At 40.3% G+C, this 16,210-nt stretch carries 15 protein-coding genes; 3 read left to right on the top strand and 12 right to left on the bottom strand.

All coding sequences use genetic code 11. The annotated features are described in order from the left end of the window. Positions 1–568: 568 nt before the first annotated feature. The 3 genes from GWK08_RS10705 to GWK08_RS10715 are packed head-to-tail and all read right to left on the bottom strand — an operon-like array spanning position 569 to position 6,909. Positions 569–2,077, bottom strand: coding sequence for a BCCT family transporter (locus GWK08_RS10705; RefSeq protein WP_163607131.1), 1,509 nt, complete (start codon positions 2,075–2,077; stop codon positions 569–571). Between the two features lie 22 nt (positions 2,078–2,099). Next, positions 2,100–3,575 carry a SusD/RagB family nutrient-binding outer membrane lipoprotein gene (locus GWK08_RS10710; protein WP_163607132.1) on the bottom strand — a complete coding sequence of 492 codons (1,476 nt, stop codon included), beginning with the start codon at positions 3,573–3,575 and terminating at the stop codon, positions 2,100–2,102. Between the two features lie 34 nt (positions 3,576–3,609). Then, on the bottom strand, positions 3,610–6,909 hold the full coding sequence (locus tag GWK08_RS10715; protein ID WP_163607134.1) for a SusC/RagA family TonB-linked outer membrane protein: 3,300 nt from the start codon (positions 6,907–6,909) through the stop codon (positions 3,610–3,612). A gap of 369 nt (positions 6,910–7,278) precedes the next feature. Between GWK08_RS10715 and GWK08_RS10720 the strand changes: the two genes are divergently transcribed. Both GWK08_RS10720 and GWK08_RS10725 read left to right on the top strand, forming a co-directional pair. Then, the gene (locus GWK08_RS10720) at positions 7,279–8,010 is read left to right on the top strand and encodes a nitroreductase family protein (RefSeq protein WP_163607136.1); all 732 of its coding nucleotides are present in this window, start codon (positions 7,279–7,281) and stop codon (positions 8,008–8,010) included. 14 nt (positions 8,011–8,024) lie between these two features. Continuing rightward, positions 8,025–8,819, top strand: a complete 795-nt coding sequence (locus GWK08_RS10725) for a DUF2189 domain-containing protein (RefSeq protein ID WP_163607138.1) — start codon at positions 8,025–8,027, stop codon at positions 8,817–8,819. Here GWK08_RS10725 and GWK08_RS10730 read toward each other — a convergent pair. From GWK08_RS10730 to GWK08_RS10750, 5 genes are all read right to left on the bottom strand, one after another. Beyond that, on the bottom strand, positions 8,816–9,460 hold the full coding sequence (locus tag GWK08_RS10730) for a response regulator transcription factor (protein WP_163607140.1): 645 nt from the start codon (positions 9,458–9,460) through the stop codon (positions 8,816–8,818). The two genes, GWK08_RS10725 and GWK08_RS10730, sit on opposite strands and share 4 nt — an antisense overlap. A gap of 4 nt (positions 9,461–9,464) precedes the next feature. Then, positions 9,465–10,241: a sensor histidine kinase gene (locus GWK08_RS10735; protein ID WP_239524900.1), complete on the bottom strand. Its 777-nt coding sequence runs from the start codon at positions 10,239–10,241 to the stop codon at positions 9,465–9,467. Between the two features lie 10 nt (positions 10,242–10,251). Continuing rightward, positions 10,252–10,962, bottom strand: a complete 711-nt coding sequence (locus GWK08_RS10740) for a hypothetical protein (RefSeq protein ID WP_163607144.1) — start codon at positions 10,960–10,962, stop codon at positions 10,252–10,254. Positions 10,963–11,005: 43 nt separating this feature from the next. After that, positions 11,006–11,503, bottom strand: coding sequence for a hypothetical protein (locus GWK08_RS10745; protein ID WP_163607146.1), 498 nt, complete (start codon positions 11,501–11,503; stop codon positions 11,006–11,008). A gap of 167 nt (positions 11,504–11,670) precedes the next feature. Further along, on the bottom strand, positions 11,671–12,114 hold the full coding sequence (locus tag GWK08_RS10750) for a hypothetical protein (RefSeq protein WP_163607148.1): 444 nt from the start codon (positions 12,112–12,114) through the stop codon (positions 11,671–11,673). A 352-nt stretch (positions 12,115–12,466) separates the two neighbouring features. On the opposite strand from GWK08_RS10750, the gene GWK08_RS10755 reads away from it, so the two are divergent. Further along, the gene (locus GWK08_RS10755; protein WP_163607150.1) at positions 12,467–12,700 is read left to right on the top strand and encodes a hypothetical protein; all 234 of its coding nucleotides are present in this window, start codon (positions 12,467–12,469) and stop codon (positions 12,698–12,700) included. On the opposite strand, the gene GWK08_RS10760 is transcribed toward GWK08_RS10755, so the two are convergent. Genes GWK08_RS10760 through GWK08_RS10775 form a run of 4 tightly spaced genes read right to left on the bottom strand, consistent with a single transcriptional unit; the run spans position 12,690 to position 16,190 of the window. Then, positions 12,690–13,538, bottom strand: coding sequence for a 5-oxoprolinase subunit C family protein (locus GWK08_RS10760; protein WP_163607152.1), 849 nt, complete (start codon positions 13,536–13,538; stop codon positions 12,690–12,692). The two genes, GWK08_RS10755 and GWK08_RS10760, sit on opposite strands and share 11 nt — an antisense overlap. Further along, positions 13,531–14,256 carry a 5-oxoprolinase subunit PxpB gene (pxpB, locus tag GWK08_RS10765; RefSeq protein ID WP_163607154.1) on the bottom strand — a complete coding sequence of 242 codons (726 nt, stop codon included), beginning with the start codon at positions 14,254–14,256 and terminating at the stop codon, positions 13,531–13,533. Before pxpB ends, GWK08_RS10760 begins: the two co-directional genes overlap by 8 nt. After that, positions 14,253–14,987, bottom strand: a complete 735-nt coding sequence (pxpA, locus tag GWK08_RS10770; RefSeq protein WP_163607156.1) for a 5-oxoprolinase subunit PxpA — start codon at positions 14,985–14,987, stop codon at positions 14,253–14,255. The genes pxpB and pxpA overlap by 4 nt, the downstream gene beginning before the upstream one ends. A gap of 12 nt (positions 14,988–14,999) precedes the next feature. After that, a complete protein-coding gene (locus GWK08_RS10775) occupies positions 15,000–16,190 on the bottom strand; it encodes an Nramp family divalent metal transporter (RefSeq protein WP_163607485.1) in 1,191 nt (396 codons plus the stop codon). Positions 16,191–16,210: the final 20 nt, after the last annotated feature.

Here is a 16,210-nt window from a genome sequence, read left to right on the forward strand (position 1 = left end):
TTCGAAATTATTTCAATTAAATTCTGTTTAATACTCTTTTTCTTTCATCTTTTTAAGTTCAAATGTTAAATAGTGATTTCAATTAACTGATTATCAGTATTTTATATTAAAAAATATTTCATATCCAAGCTTTGTAATAAATCTTTAAAAAAGAAAAAACCTGTATCAATGGAGGTTGATACAGGTTCTTTTATAACAATCAAAGTACCGCTTATCAACCCCGATGCGGGCTAATAATAATGACACTGACAATTGTTAGGATCGTTCTTTTCATGATCTTTTTATTCCAAAAAAAAACCTTCCGAAAAAGGAAGGCTTCTTAAAATATTATATACACCGTCCCCTCATCAAAAACCGATAATGTTAATGACGTTAATAAGGACGATATTGTTGTTTCTGTTTCTCATTTACGGGACAAACCTAGGAAGAAACTTTTAAAATGAAAAATTTTGAATATATTTTTTTCATTTTGGCATTTTATAGCCGTCTTATTATCAATCGTTTAAAATATTCCTCCAATAATTCATTTCCCCTCATTGTTAATTGTTCATTGTTCATTGCTAATTGCTCATTGTCTACGTTTTTTGTATTCTTCCAAAAGCCCTTTATAAAGGCTATAGCACATGATAAGCAGAACCAGTGCAAAAGGCAAACCTATACTCAGAACTGCAGTTTGCAATGCTACAAGCCCTCCTCCCAATAAGAGAACGGCGGCTACTCCTCCTTCCGAAAGAGCCCAGAAAATCCGCTGCCCCACCGGAGCATCCAGCTTTCCACCGCTGGTAATATAATCGATGACCAAGGAACCGGAATCCGAGGAAGTCACAAAAAAAATAATGACAAGGACAATCCCTATAAAACTGGTAATAAAATCAAGAGGAAACTCTCTGAGCATGGCAAAAAGCGCTGTTGAAATATCGCTTTTAACTGCTTGTGAAAGCTCTCCGATACCATTGATCTCCAGGAACAGGGCCGATCCCCCAAAAACAGATATCCAGAAAAAAGTAAGAATGGCAGGGGCCAGTAAAACTCCCAGAACAAATTCTTTTATCGTACGTCCCATAGATATTCTGGCAATGAACATACCGACAAAAGGTGACCAGGAGATCCACCAGGCCCAATAGACAAATGTCCATTTACTCTGCCATTCTCCATTTGTATAAGCTCCCGTCCAGGTGCCCAATTTTATGATATTTTGTAAATAACCGCCCGTGGTCTGAACAAATCCGTTTAAAAGAAACAGTGTAGGTCCGATAATGATCATCAGAAACAAAAAGATCACAGCGAGGCGCATATTAAATTTGCTTAGAACCCGTATTCCTTTATTCAGGCCCAATACCACAGAAATTGTAGCTCCGGCCGTAATAAAACCTATAAGTGTGAGATGCATCCAGGTTTGATTGGGAATACCGAAGAGATAGTTAAGTCCGGATGTGATCTGTTGCGCACCCAGGCCTAATGAAACGGTGAGACCAAAGAGAGTGGATACCACACTTAAGATATCGATCACATCTCCCAATCTGCCGTAAATCCTTTCACCGAAAATCGGATAAAAAACAGATCTGATAGAAAAAGGAAGTTTCCTGCTAAAGCTAAAAAATGCCAGGGCAAGTCCTACCAAAGCGTAAATTGCCCAGCCATGAAATCCCCAATGCAGATACGTATATACCAAAGCATTATGTGCCTCCTCTGTCAGGACCCCGGTATCTACCGGAGGCATGTCAAAATTAGATATAGGTTCTGCCACGCCGAAAAAGAGTAAACCTATTCCCATTCCGGCAGAAAAAAGCATCGCCAGCCAGGCAAAAAAGCTAAACTCAGGTTTGCTCCCCTCTCCGCCCAGCTTCAGTTTTCCAAATTTGCCAAAAGCAAAGTATATTACCGAAATCAGGAGTACGTTGACCGTCAGTATAAAAAACCATCCGAAATGTTCGGTAATCCAGCTTTGAATACTCCATAAAATCTCTTCCAGAGGCTCCCCTATAAGCAGAGCGAATGTTATGGTAAGAAGAATAAGTCCTGCCGACGGATAGAATACCGGAGCATAGATATCAAAATATTTTTTCGTTTTTTTCATTTTTCAGGCTTGGGATTTTAGATTATTGTGTCAGCCAGGTGGATGCGTTAAAATCGTCGGCCCCTCCCATTCTTTCCACTGCCTTTCTATAATTAACCGAATTCAGGCTTTGTTCCTGTCCCGGATACAGAAATCTCAATGGCAATTTATCACCGTTCAGGTTTCCGCAAGCCGGGCCCATAAACGGGATCCCATCCCAGCTGAAACCACTTTCAAAATACCATCTTCTCAATTCGAAATAGGGTTCCAAACCTGTAAAATAAAGAGACAACCATTTCTGTTCCCAGATATCCGCAGGTTTATTGTAGACAACTCCGGAATTAAAATAAAAGTCGTCAAAGTCCGTCCATCCATAAGACGTATAGTTTACCTGATGGTATTCCATAGATGCCTTTATGCCCATTAAATAATGTCTTTTCGGCAGATCATTGATCCAGCCCCGGACAGCTGCTTCCGCCAACAGAAATTCAATCTCTGCATAGGTCATGATAATACCCTTAGCGGTTTCCAATCCCAGTTCACTGGCCTGGACCTGTGCAGGGTCATTAAAATACTGTGCCCCCAGACGGGATCCTGCTTTGTTACAATTAGCATTACTCGAGCCGTTAATCGCTCCGGAAAAAACCGGATCGTTATAATTGTTGTTATCGGGGCGGGCATAACGGGATAATCTGGGATCTTTATATTTGAGCATAACTGCATACGATGTGCTGCTCAATGCAACGGCATCAAAATCGCCTGTTTTTAGAGGAATGAGTGGAAATTGATTCGGAGCTCCTTTCAGAAATGTCAGCACTGCATTATCCTCATTTGAGCTGATAATATTCCCGCTGCTGACGATGCGGACAAACCGTTCTGCTGCATCGGGAAGTTGATTATTTGCAGTCATCAGCAATCTTAACATTAAAGAATTAGCCAGTTTTTGCCATTTTATCACATCTCCATTAAACAGAATATCGCCTCCAACCGAACCCTTTCCCGAAGCCAGAAGGAAAGCAGCGCGTTCCAATTCGGATAAAAGATTTAAATAAATATCTTCCTGAAGATCATAGACCGGTGTAAAGTTATCCGTATCTCCTTTAATAGCTTCCGAGTAAGGTATATCACCATAAGCATTGGTCAGAGTTGCAAAAATGTAGCATCTCCAGACTATAGCCGCTCCTTCCTGAACAGTATTACCTTCCGTTTTTGCAAGTTTTTCAACATTCAAAACATCGGTCAGGCTTGAAAAAAGACCTTCCCATACTGTTGGAAAGGCATTCCAGTTATACGAATCTACTTCTGTTCTCAGGGTTTTGGCAGTTAGCTGCGCTATGTTATTTCCCAATAAAAAAGATTCCGTTACCATAGTGGTCATAGTCTGTCTTATGGCGGCAGGAAAAAGGACATCTGCCGTTACCCGGGTGGGTTCATTAATATTTGCATTTATTTCTTCAAACTCATTGCAGGTGATAAATAAGGGCGCTAAAAATATGCTGACAAATACTCTGATCTTCATTGTTTCTTTTTTAAGTTACTTTATCCTTTCCCTGTTAAAATCCTGCATTAATACCGATACCAATACTCCTTGTTGAAGGAAAGGAAGTGCTTTCAAAACCATTTATAAAAATTCCGTTTCGGATAGAAAAAGTCTCCGGATCGATCGTAGGTACCTTCGACCATAAGAATAAGTTCCGGCCTATAAGGGAGACCCGTAACCTGGAGATCCCGATTTTCCGGCTAAAGAGCTCCGGTACTTTATAAGTCAGACTCAACTCTCTTAGTTTAAAATAAGTTGCATCGTAAGTAGCCGCCTCAATATTATCCCGGTTAAAGCCATTGCCATAGTAGTTGTAGAAATAACCGGTGTAACCGGCTCCACCTGCAGGTACTACCACATCGTTCTCCACCAGCTGACCGTTAGGATCGTACTTCCACCCGGGGCCTATAACCCCACCTTCATTAACAAGGGTATAGACAGGATCTCCGTTAGAGTCGTAACCTACACTATATACGGTACGTCCCTGAAGGGTTGAAAGATTGAGGTTGGGATCGTCATTATTTGTAATAGCGCCTCCGGTGGCGTACAGAGCATGTGATCTGGAGTAAATCTTTCCTCCCAACTGACCGTCCAACAGGAAGCCCAGGGTAACACTTTTGTATTTAAACGAATTGTAGATCCCTAATCTCCAGTCGGGTTGAAAAGAGCCTGCAGATACCTTTTCTTTGGTGAGAAGAGGCAGGCCGTTCTCATGAATGATCCTACCGTCAGGGCCTCTTTCAAATCCGAGGCCATATAGCTGACCGAAAGCTTTCCCTTCTTCCGCCACATATTCCAGATCGGCACCTCCCTCATCTCCGGGATACAGATCTGCAATCACAGAATATCTTCCTCCCTTTACGGCATCCGGCAGGCTTTCTACAATTGCTCTGTTCCTACCTGCATTAAAGGTTATATCCCAGCTAAAATCATTTTTATCGATCAATCTTCCCGCCAGGGTCAATTCAATCCCTTTATTTCTTATTTCTCCTCCGTTGGTGAGGTTAAAATCATAACCACTGGTTTTACTGACCGGTAAAAAGATCACCTGGTCAAAGCTCAGCATATTGTAATAAGTCAGATCTGCCTTGAGCCTGCCACTCCACAATCTCATATCCAATCCGAATTCATATGCCTTTGTTCTTTCATTCGTCAGATCGGGATCGGTAATAGTCCTGTTCGTTGAAAAAACCGCCTGATTACCAAAAGCCGGTTGCGAGGTAAAAGTATTATCGAAAGCAAAGGCAGGAGCTCCGTTACCTACTTCGGCATAAGAGGTTTTCAGTTTTAGAAAAGTAGTTTCCGGTAATGCAAGGAAATCAGATAACAAAGCACTTAATGCAACAGACGGATACCCGAAACTATAGTTGGAATATTGGAGTCCTTCTCCGGGATTTACCAATGTACTATTCCAGTCGTTCCGATAGGTCAGGTCGAGAAACAAGCGATTGAGATAACTCAGTGAAACCAGGCCAAACAGGCTGTTAATTCCGGTTCGCGCCTTCTGTGAGCTTACTAAAACCCCTGAACGGGCATTGGCAAGGCTATATATACCGGGTTCTGTCCCGAAAAATTCCAGTTCGGGATTATCGGCGATCAGGAGGTTTGTACGCTGACGCATCAGATTTCCTCCCGCTTTTATATCGAAGTTGAAATTGCCTAATTCATTTCGCCTGCTTTGATATCCGAACAGGAATTCTGCATTGGATTCGTTAAATGAAATTTCATCTTCCCGGTAACTCCCTAACAATACCGCTTTTGTAGACGGCGCCCTTTTATATTGCCTCTCTTCTGCAAGGATATCGGCTCCATAACGGAGCCTGAAAAATATTCTATTTGTGAGATCGTAGTGGAATTCCGCATGAGTGATAATCCGGTTGTTTTTAAAGGCATTGGTATTTTCATAAGCAATAAACCAGGGATTATTCACCCAAAGATTCTCTACATAACGCTGTTGTACACCTTCCTGTCCGGGAGTCCAGTAATCTCTGAGGTCACCTATCTTTACCTGACGGGGAAACCATAGCCAGCCATACATTACAGATGAGGATTCATCATATCCGGCATTCGGGATATTGTCTGAAACAGAATTGGTATATATAGCATTAAAGTTTACATTCAGTTTGTTTTCCAAAAGTTTGCGGCCTATATGTACCTGAACCGTGTTTCTTTTAAGCCCTGTGTTGGGCATAATCCCTTCATTAAATAAATTGGTATACGACAACCGTGAGTTACCGTCTTCTTTATAATTATTGATAGAGACATTATTTATCGTACTGATCCCGGTTCTGAAAAAATTCTTCACATTATCAGCTGCCGGGGTAAAAGGGACAGGCTGACCGCCGGAGTTGAATTGTTTGATCAACTGACCGTTCATTTCCGGGCCCCAGTTTTCTCCATAGGCTTCATAATATTCTTTATCCCCTATATAATTGGTTCCGTCCAGATAGCTGTACTTCCCTCCTCCTCCAAAGCCATAGGTATTCTGGTAATCCGGTAATTTTAAGATAGATTCGAAAGTGGTACTGCTGTTAAATTCTACCTCCTGCCCTCCGGTTTCCCTGCCTGTTTTAGTTTGGATAAGTACAACTCCATTTGCCGCCCGGGAACCATACAGAGCAGATGTAGCGGGGCCTTTAAGTATATTGACGGATGCAATATCATCTGCATTTATTAATTGAGCGGCATTTCCAAAATCGATGGTTGACGAACCGTTAAGTCCATCGTCAAAACTGTTGAGCCGGTTTGTGATCGGCAGGCCATTTACCACAAACAACGGTTGGTTATTTCCCAGTAAAGATGCTGTTCCTCTAATATTAATATTGGCAGAAGCAGTAGGTCCGTTTGCACTTCCCGTAATATATACCCCGGATAATTTACCTGCCAGTGCAGCGACGAGATTTGTGGATTTAACCGTGGAAACCTCACTCCCTTTAAGCTTCTGAACCGCATATCCAAGAGCTTTCTCTTCCCTTTTCATTCCCAGGGCAGTAACGATCACTTCACTTAACTCATTACTGGATACCGACAATGTGATCTCATAAAATCCCTTTTCTGTTAGCTGTAACTGTAAAGTCTGATAACCGATAAAACTAATCCCGATCTTATCTGAAGATACATTTATCTCAAGCGAAAAGCGGCCGTTAAAATCAGTTATTGTTCCGTTAGAAGTACCTCTTTCAACAATATTGGCTCCTGCCAACGGGATACCATCCGTATCTGTAACAATACCGGAAATTTCTCTTTTCTGCCCGTAAACGGATATGGAAAAACCAAAAAGTAATAGCAAAAGAATTCGCAAATAAGATCTCATAAGAATATCATTGTAGAAAGCATTTATTTTAAGCCTCGAAAAATTGTTAGAGTTAATATTCGGAGCTTATCATCTGTCACTTCATCTCTAAAACTACTATCTGAAGGAACAGCCTCTGTTTATTTTTTACGAATGATAATTTTTTTTCACGAAAATATTTTTAATCAACTATTAATCAACACTTTAATATTTTCATGCAACAAAAACTTAGCATGAAAAAGCAAGCTGAATTATCTAAGGTCAATTGGAAACCTCTCAATATTCGGGATTTATACCATTAGCCGGAAAAGAAGTTGGTCGGGTTAAAAACACTGTTTTTATTTATTTTTTCGGTATTCTATTCGGAATAAATCTCCTATTTTAGTCACTATGGAAAAAACAGTTACCGATGCCATTCATTACAGACGTTCGGTACGGGTCTTTAACAACGAACAACCCGATCCGGAAAAAGTAAAGAAGTGTATCGAAAATGCAGTCCTGGCCCCTACCAGCAGTAATCTTCAGCTGTGGGAGTTTATTCATATTACCAATAAGGACAGTCTTAAAAAGATGACCAAGGCCTGCCTCGGGCAGAATGCAGCCAGTACTGCAACCCAAATGGTCGTGGTAGTTTGCAGAAAAGATCTCTGGAGAAAAAGAGCCCGGTTCAATGCAGCCCATTTAAGAAAGCTCAGCGGGAATAAAAGTCCTGATCAGTACAGCAGGAGAGAAAAGTTTGCGATAAACTATTATACCAAACTGATACCTACCATTTATTTTGATTTTTTGGGTATTATCGGTTGGGCAAAATACCTGCTGTTTAATCTGGTAGGTCTTTTTAAGCCTATTTACCGACAGGTAAGGAACAGTGATATGCGTATTGTAGCTCATAAGAGTGCCGGACTGGCCGCGCAGAACTTTATGATAAGCATGGCAGCCATCGGTTATGACACCTGCCCTATGGAGGGAAGTGATACGCTGAGGGTGAAAAAAATACTCGGGCTTCCGTTCTCTTCGGAAATAAACATGGTCATCGCTTGTGGGATACGGGACGGTAATAAAGGGATTTATACGGAAAGATACAGAGTACCTTTTGAAGAAGTATATAAACACATAAATTAACTAACCAATTATCTATGAAAAACAAAGAACGAATAGATCGGATTTTACAGAATGGATACGAACTGGATTTCGGGGATGTATTCAACAAAAGTTTTGAAGTTTACAAAAAATCGATTTGGATGATCCTGTTGGGTATCCTGGTTGTTGGTATGATCACTGCAGTGCTGGTGATCCTGCTGTTTTCGGTTATTTTCGGAATACAACTAAACGATTTTATTTCTCTGGATCCGGCCGTCAGTACTATAGGTGGAAGCGTTTCGTATTTTTTATCCACCACACTTTTCGGGATTGTTATAGCTGCTCTCTTAGGGCCCGTCAATGCAGGTTTCCTTAAAGTATGTAAAGATGCAAAAGATAATAAAGAGCCTAGTTTTAGTTCGATCTTCCAGTATTATTCATCCGAATACCTGGGGAATATTATCGTGGCTACCGTGATCCTTTCGATCGTTAGCGGGGTATTTTCCTTTATTTCCCAGTTTATGCTAAGCATGCTTTTCCTGAACTATATTTTCTCTATTATCTTTTCTACTTTGACAGTACTGATCATTCCGTTGATCATTTTTAAGGACTTTAACGCCATGCAGGCTATAGAATACAGCATTAAGCTTGTTTCCAAGAACTTTTTAATGGTGTTTTTATTGATCCTGGTAGGGACCCTGGCTTCTTTTCTGGGAGTTTTCCTTTGCGGGATCGGAATACTATTCAGTCTTCCTTTTCTGTATGCAGTTTACTTCTGCACTTACGATGCTATTGTGGGAGATGATGAAAGTTCGGAGATAGACGAGATCGGAACCGGAGAGGTATATTAGATCTCAATATATTTATGTTTAATGGCGTAGAGAACCAGCCCTATTCGGCTTTTTACTTCTAATTTGTCGAAAAGGGTCTCTCTGTAGCCATCTATGGTTTTCGGAGACAGGTACATTTCTCCTGCTATTTCCTTATAGGTTTTTTCGGTACAGGCAAGTTTTAGGAATTCGATCTCCCTGTCTTTAAGGAATACATCTTCATTTTTGTCTTTCCTGTCCAGCGTATCCAAAAGGGTATTGGTAATTCTTTCCGAATAGTAAAACCCCTTTTCAATAACATCGGTAATAGCCCTTTTAAAGACCTGAGGGTGAATATCTTTGAGGAGATATCCCTTGGCTCCCAATCTCAGCATCTTGATAATGGTTTCCTCGCTATCATCCATAGATAAGGCAATTACCTTCTGCTCGGGTTTATTTTCCTTGAGCCAGCTCATGGTCTCAATACCATTCATGATAGGCATATTGATGTCGAGCAGGACCACATCGGGTTTTTCCTTTAAACGGTCCAGGTTTTCAATGAAATTCTTTCCATTTGTAGCATGAAAGGTCACCTCATAGTCCCCAAAAGAGGATACTAAAGAATCCAGAGACTGCGCAAAGAGCAGATGGTCATCTACAATGGCTATGGAATATTTTCTCATTTTATTAGTTGGACTTATACGGATAGGCCAAAGTTACAGAAACTCCTTTATTTATTTCACTCGTAATCGTTAATTTTGCCCCAATAAGTTCCGCCCGTTTACGCATATTTATCAGGCCTGCGCCTTCTCCTCTCTTCTTCATATCGAAACCAACTCCGTTATCTGTGGCCGAAATAAAGAGCTCCTTCGATCTGAATTCAACAACAATACTGAGTAAAGTTGCCTTGGAATATTTAATACAATTGGAAAAGCATTCCTGAAAAATACGAAAAATAATAATCTCGTCCTTCTTGTTGATGGGAATTGTATCTCCCAGATGATCATATTCAATACGCAGGAAATTAAGCCGTTTAAAGCGATTTACCTCAACTTCCAGAGATTCCTGCAACCCCAGATTAGAAACATAATCGGTATTAAGGGTACGGGACAACTGCCTCATTTCGGAAAGGCCTTTTCCCAATACCTCCGATGCCTCAGACAGGCGCTTCTGATAATTCTCCGGAAGCTCCATTTGAAGCATATTTAACTGCATCTTGGCAACCGACAACAGCTGACCTACATTATCGTGCAGTTCCCAGCTTATATTTTTAAAGGTCTGTTCCTGTATCTCATTCTGGGTTTTGGAAAGCTCTGCTTCAAAACGTCTTTTTTCCTCAGCCTTTTCTATTAAAAGTTGATTTTTCCTCTTTTGATAGGACAAAAAGAAAAACATCACAAAAGTCACTAAAACTAAAATTAGTAGGCTCAGGTAAACTATCAGGCTAATCACTTCTTTACTCATAGGCAATATTTTATAGTGATCTCTTCTGCTGTTGCATATTAATTATAAATCCGATCACAAAAGAACCGTACAGAATATAATTAAAAATAGAAAGTATATAATTATATGCATCGTGTGAAAAAGAAAACTCTTTACCAAATATAAATATCGGTGCTGTTCCCAAATGAAAGATCAGGGCTCCGAATACTATCCAGAAATTCAATGTTTTATGAAAATCCAGGATATCGTTGCTGTTGAATATCTCACTCAGGTACACTATGGTAGCAATAAAAAATGTTATGGAACCGGAAACAGTTATTATGTTTAAAAAATAAACATTAAAATCGTTGTAGTTCAACCAGATGTCAATTCCTGTACAAACGACAAAAACCGATAAGATCCACATCAGTATCTTCTTATTTGTCTCATTTCTGGACAAAAGATAGTAATAGATTATATAGATCAGGAAATTTATTATCGTATATAAATTTCCTGTCCATATATTCTCTGCAAGGAGTCCTTCCGGAAATATCTTGCGAAGAAAGGTCATTAACGTGCCGTCATAATCTCTGTAGTGATACCATTTTACTTTGTTAAAAGTCTCAAAGAGGAATACCATCCACAAAAACGGTAGAAAAAGCTTATTCGGTGTATTCTTGTAATATTTATAGGTTAAACTTGCTACAACTGCAGCAATCAATTCAGTATAATATATACCCTCTCTTAAAAGTTCTGAAAACATTATTTATTCTAATCTCAGACCCTAAGGTCATTCCACTTAAAATTTAATAGTCTGTTGGAGGAATTCCATTTCCCGCTTTGTTTAAAGGATCGATCTCATAGATATTAGGTTCATTATCCCTTCTCATAAAATCGAAATCGATTATAGAACCCTTCTCTTTTGTCCTGTCTCCTGTCGGGGCCAGAAAGACTGTAGATAAACCGAATTTTCTCTCCGGGGTTGGCGGATATGCAGCTAGATATATTCGTATTCCCAAATTATCATATCCTTTTTTGTCAGCTTCCTGTTTTACATAAGCCAAATATTCTTCCAATTCTTTCATCGAAAACCAGAATTCCCTGGTGTCCTCATAACCAAAAGTATCTCTTAAAATCCTGGCGTGGAGATTCTTATGATTGTTCTGCAGCTCTTTTGCCTCTTCGACGCTGATGGTCTTTTCAGGCTTCTCTATTTCTTTTTGCTTTTTCTGGCAGGAATACGAAATCACCAGAAAAAAAACAGCAAAGAGAAACATCAGTTTTTTATTGGATGCTCTTTTCATAATGTGTTAGGTAAATTATCTTTCTAAGATACTCAAAATTCGAATGTGAAAAATAAAATCAAATTTTCACTTCTTCTTAGAATAAAAATAACCAGCTGAAAATCAGCTGGTTATAATGTTTTTGGTTTTGTAAAAAGGGGAAAAAACCCTTCTGTAAATTAAGCGGTTTAATCACCTCCGCCATCTCCACCATCTCCATAGTTGTTTGGAGGCCAGCCATTTCCTCCTTTGTTCAAGGGTTCAATGTCATAAATGTTTTCCTGATCGTCATCTCCATCAGTACTTCCATCTTTACCTTGCGATTTTGGCGGTTGGCTCTTTTTAACGGTAGGTGCTAAAAAAACTGTAGATAAACCATCGTGTTTATCTTTGGTAGGCGGATAGGTTCCCAGGTAGATACGTAGCCCCAGATCTTTGGTCTTGTATCCTTTTTTCTTGGCTTTTTTCTTTACATAATCTATATAATCCTGAAGATCATTTAAAGAGTACCAGTACTCTCTGCAATCCTGATAGCCACAAGCTCCCTCAATGGCTTTCCCTCTGGTTTTCAACCAGTAGTCCTCCAGGGCAATAGCTTCGTCTTTGGTAATTAGTTTTTTAGGTTTTCCCATAATAAAATAATTTATTTAGTAATTGATAATATAGCCAAAATATAAGCATGAAAATCCTTACAGCACAACTTTAATTCTCATTAATCTACAAGCTACTGTTTTCCAGTAAAATAAGTAAGGTTATTGCGTTATAAAGGGGAAAAATCCCCTTTTTTTACCGTATTATATTCTTTATGAGAGACTTTTTTCAGTTAATATAATATACATGCAGTAAAATCAACTCTTATACACGTCTCATTATCAACCTATTATCATCATTATAATTTTTAAAACAGGAAAAATCCCCTTTATTACTTTTTTTTCATATCTTAATTTAGTCCCCTTGTATCATTGTTTATATGGTCAAATTGTTATGAAACAAAGTAAATACAGAGAGGAGGTAAAGCAATTACTCGAAAAGGCTTATGACGAAAACCTGATTACATGGAATGACGGTCTGGTCTTTAACGAATTTATACCTGCCTTATGGAGGGCTCTTCTCAAACACGAAGAATTTAAGGAAAAGGCTGTAGAGATCCAGACAGAGATCGGAGAGCAGGCTTCTCTGGAGCTTTTGGCTGCAGAGATCAATCTATTCAAGAAATAAGTTTTAGTTTCAGTTCTATCTTATCGAATGTCTTTTTTTGCGCCAGTGTGGAGATCCCCTTTTCAGATAATTGAAGGATCCTGGGATATCCTCCGGTAGTCTGCCCGTCCCTCATCAGGATAATAAGTTTTCCCGAAGATGTTAGTTGTACGGTACCCGGTAAAGCCGCTGAAGTCAGCAAAGAAAAAGGATGTTCCTGTATTTGCTCTTCCAACTGATACGCCATCCTGTTATTCTCCTTTGCAATTGTAAATTCTCTGGAAAAGAGCTTCTCTAGTTGTTTGTCGTTCAGCTGATGGTATTCCGGTCCCGGATACACTTCTATTTCCGTTTTATCCAGGTAGTCATCAGACCAGATCACTTTCTTTTCCGGTTCTGCATCATCAAGAGTTTTTATGGGAAGTTTATCCCCGGTCGCGATCATGGCATTCGGGCTTATATTTTTATAAAAGGAGCGGCTTTCAAGTACTTTTTCGATCTGAATTCCTCCCTTAATTCCTAAATAGGACCTGAAACCTTTGCGGAGCCTTCCAAAACGCAGCTCGTCCTTAGTCCTTACCCGGTATACTACATTATTTTCCAGATCGGTATCGTTTAGTTTCGCTTCCATACAGGCCCCTGTTATTACAATAAAAGTATCGCTGTGAAATCTTAGTAAAGGCCCGGTCATTGTAATTTCGAGGGCTGCATCTTTTTCATCATTCCCCAGGAGAAAGTTAGCTGCATTCAGGGCTGTCATGTCCATAGCTCCCGAAACCGGTACCCCAAACTGCCTGTAGCCGAACCGGCCCATGTCCTGTACGCTACTGTAAAAACCAGGTTTGATCACTTCAATCATTCATCTCCGTTTTTTCCATTTCAAATACAGAAGCATTTACTTCTATTTCCAATACCCTGTACTCGGGTAAGCTCACCGAATAGAACTGAACCTTATCTCCCGTTCTGATAGAGCAAGGAGATTCTCTGTTCGTATCAAAAAGTCTTACAGGGCTGTTACCTATAATATTCCACCCTCCCGGGGAATCCTGTGGATAAACTCCTGTTTGATTTCCTCCAATTCCAACTGCTCCCCTCGGAATATTCAATCGGGGGGCATTTAATCTGGGTGTGTGCAGAATTTCAGCCAGGCCTCCCAAATACATAAAACCGGGAAGAAAGCCTATACAGTAAATGCTATAAACAGCTTCCGTATGTAACTTAATAACTTCTTCCGTCGATAGGCCTTTGGTTTCTGCCAGGCGTTGCAGGTCGATCCCGAATTTCGGATCATAACAAACCGGTATTCTCCAAAGGGTATAGGGCTGTTTTTTCTGATCTTTAAAAGCTGTATATATTTCTTCCGCTCTTTTCCGTAAATCTTTTAATGTACGCTTGGGGTGATAATCAACGATGGTCAGGGAATTATAAGAGGGGATAATTTCTATTTCAGATATTTCAGATCCGATCCTATTGCCAAAATTCTGAATATCGGACAGAACAGCCTCCTCAATTATATCGGGCCATTCTATCAGCAGGGCGTTGGCTCCAAATTCTTTGTATTGGATCTTAAAGCTCATTTCAGTACTTCTATGGAGTGTCCGGGTAACTTATCTATCAAAAACTTAAGGATCGCTATCGCGTTTTCATTGTCGCCGTGTATACAAAAACTATCCGCTTTTATCTTTATTTTTTCTCCAGTGATCGTCTTTACCTCTCCGTCCCGAACCATTCTGAGGACATGTTCCAGGATCTGTTCCGGCTGATGTAATAAGGCATTAGGTTGTTTCCGGGATACCAAAGACAGGTCCTCGTTGTAATTCCTGTCGGCAAAAGCTTCATATACCATTTCAATTCCGTTTTCTTCCGCAAGACGGGCGATGACAGAATCAAAAGGAGCCATAAGCTTAATTTTTATGTCCAGCCGTTTAATGGCATCGATCACTGCCTTTGCTACATTTTCATTCCTGGCGGCTTCATTGTAAAGTGCTCCGTGGGGTTTGGTATGATAAAGGGAAATGCCTTCCTCCCCCGCAATCGCAAGGATCTTTAATATTTGCTTGTAAACAGTATCTGAAAGGGCATCCATTTCCATATTCATCACCGTTCTTCCGAAATTTTCCCGATCGGGATATGACGGATGTGCCCCGGCTTTGACATTGTGTTTTTTTGCCAGGCGAAGTACCTTACGCATGGTCTCTTCATCTCCTGCGTGGGCTCCGCAGGCTATATTGCAGGTACTGATATAAGGCAAAAGAACAGCCTCATTATCCAGGCCTTCCCCAACATCGCAGTTAATATCGATTGTCATTTGAAAACGGTTTTAAAACAGTCCGAAAACCTTTAGTATACTCCGAACTCCCAGAAATATTGCAATGGCTACGATCAAAACAGCCAGTACATTCTGCATTCTGGTGTTCTTATATTTCCCTAAAACTTCTGTTTTGTTCACTACCCATAACAAAAATACGGCAATTACCGGTAACAGGATCCCGTTAGCTATCTGTGCAAACTGAATAACTTCTATAGGACGTACCTTGAAGGATAATGAAAGTATCCCCAGAAGTAATATAAATATCCATACCAGACGAAAACGCAGATCTTTCAGGCCAGCTTTCCATCCAAAACAACTGTTAGCTACATAAGCTGCCGCCAATGGAGCGGTGATAGCCGAAGTAATCCCGGCCGCAAGTAATCCAATTCCCAGAAAGTATTTCGCCATATTGCCATAAAGGGGCTCCAGGCCTTTTGCCAGATCCAAAGCAGAAGTTACTTCCTCAATCTGAATACTGGAAGCGGATATGATAATGGCCATAGATACAATTCCTCCCAGGATAATGGAGATAAGAGTGTCTTTTCTTGCAAGGGACAAACCCTCTTCGGAATTCCATTTTTCTTTTACAAGAGATGCATGAAGAAAGAGATTATAGGGTACCACAGTTGTTCCGACCAGGGCCACGATGGTAAGAATACTGTTCTCCGGAAAGGAAGGGACAAAGATCCCTTTAAAAATAGCCGTCAGATCGGGTTTTGTAATGATCGCAGTAAGCAGAAAAGAGAAACTCATTACAAGGACCAGAAAAACCAGGCTTCTCTCCAGTATTTTATAATTACCGAAATACAAAAGCAGGAAAGCTGCACCTCCGATGATATACGGATAAAGGCCGGATTCACTCCCAAACATGGCTTCCATTCCAAGAGAGGCTCCTCCGATATTCCCGGCTTCATAAGCGGCGTTACCTATTACAATTGCGGAAAGAATAAGAAAAACAGCCATCTTCCTTAACAAAGGCGACTTTATCTGCTCTTTAATAACATCTGCCAGTCCCTTCTGGGTAATGATCCCCAACCTTGCTGCCATCTCCTGTAAAACTATGGTCGCAATAATGGAGAGTGCCATCGCCCAAAGCAGGGCATTTCCAAAACTCACTCCCGTAATGGTACAAACGGTTATAGTACCGGGGCCAATAAAAGCTGCTGCTACCAGGGTCCCGGGGCCAATGTTCTTAAAAATATTCTTCACAGGTAATTTTT

It is taken from the genome of Leptobacterium flavescens, assembly GCF_010671605.1.
GTDB lineage: Bacteria > Bacteroidota > Bacteroidia > Flavobacteriales > Flavobacteriaceae > Leptobacterium > Leptobacterium flavescens.

What these genes read in the sequence shown, in the direction of transcription:
- GWK08_RS10705 (WP_163607131.1), bottom strand. Translation starts at nt 2,077, where the DNA reads ATGAAAAAAACGAAAAAATATTTTGATATCTATGCTCCGGTATTCTAT.
- GWK08_RS10710 (WP_163607132.1), bottom strand. Translation starts at nt 3,575, where the DNA reads ATGAAGATCAGAGTATTTGTCAGCATATTTTTAGCGCCCTTATTTATC.
- GWK08_RS10715 (WP_163607134.1), bottom strand. Translation starts at nt 6,909, where the DNA reads ATGAGATCTTATTTGCGAATTCTTTTGCTATTACTTTTTGGTTTTTCC.
- GWK08_RS10720 (WP_163607136.1), top strand. Translation starts at nt 7,279, where the DNA reads ATGGAAAAAACAGTTACCGATGCCATTCATTACAGACGTTCGGTACGG.
- GWK08_RS10725 (WP_163607138.1), top strand. Translation starts at nt 8,025, where the DNA reads ATGAAAAACAAAGAACGAATAGATCGGATTTTACAGAATGGATACGAA.
- GWK08_RS10730 (WP_163607140.1), bottom strand. Translation starts at nt 9,460, where the DNA reads ATGAGAAAATATTCCATAGCCATTGTAGATGACCATCTGCTCTTTGCG.
- GWK08_RS10735 (WP_239524900.1), bottom strand. Translation starts at nt 10,241, where the DNA reads ATGAGTAAAGAAGTGATTAGCCTGATAGTTTACCTGAGCCTACTAATT.
- GWK08_RS10740 (WP_163607144.1), bottom strand. Translation starts at nt 10,962, where the DNA reads ATGTTTTCAGAACTTTTAAGAGAGGGTATATATTATACTGAATTGATT.
- GWK08_RS10745 (WP_163607146.1), bottom strand. Translation starts at nt 11,503, where the DNA reads ATGAAAAGAGCATCCAATAAAAAACTGATGTTTCTCTTTGCTGTTTTT.
- GWK08_RS10750 (WP_163607148.1), bottom strand. Translation starts at nt 12,114, where the DNA reads ATGGGAAAACCTAAAAAACTAATTACCAAAGACGAAGCTATTGCCCTG.
- GWK08_RS10755 (WP_163607150.1), top strand. Translation starts at nt 12,467, where the DNA reads ATGAAACAAAGTAAATACAGAGAGGAGGTAAAGCAATTACTCGAAAAG.
- GWK08_RS10760 (WP_163607152.1), bottom strand. Translation starts at nt 13,538, where the DNA reads ATGATTGAAGTGATCAAACCTGGTTTTTACAGTAGCGTACAGGACATG.
- pxpB (WP_163607154.1), bottom strand. Translation starts at nt 14,256, where the DNA reads ATGAGCTTTAAGATCCAATACAAAGAATTTGGAGCCAACGCCCTGCTG.
- pxpA (WP_163607156.1), bottom strand. Translation starts at nt 14,987, where the DNA reads ATGACAATCGATATTAACTGCGATGTTGGGGAAGGCCTGGATAATGAG.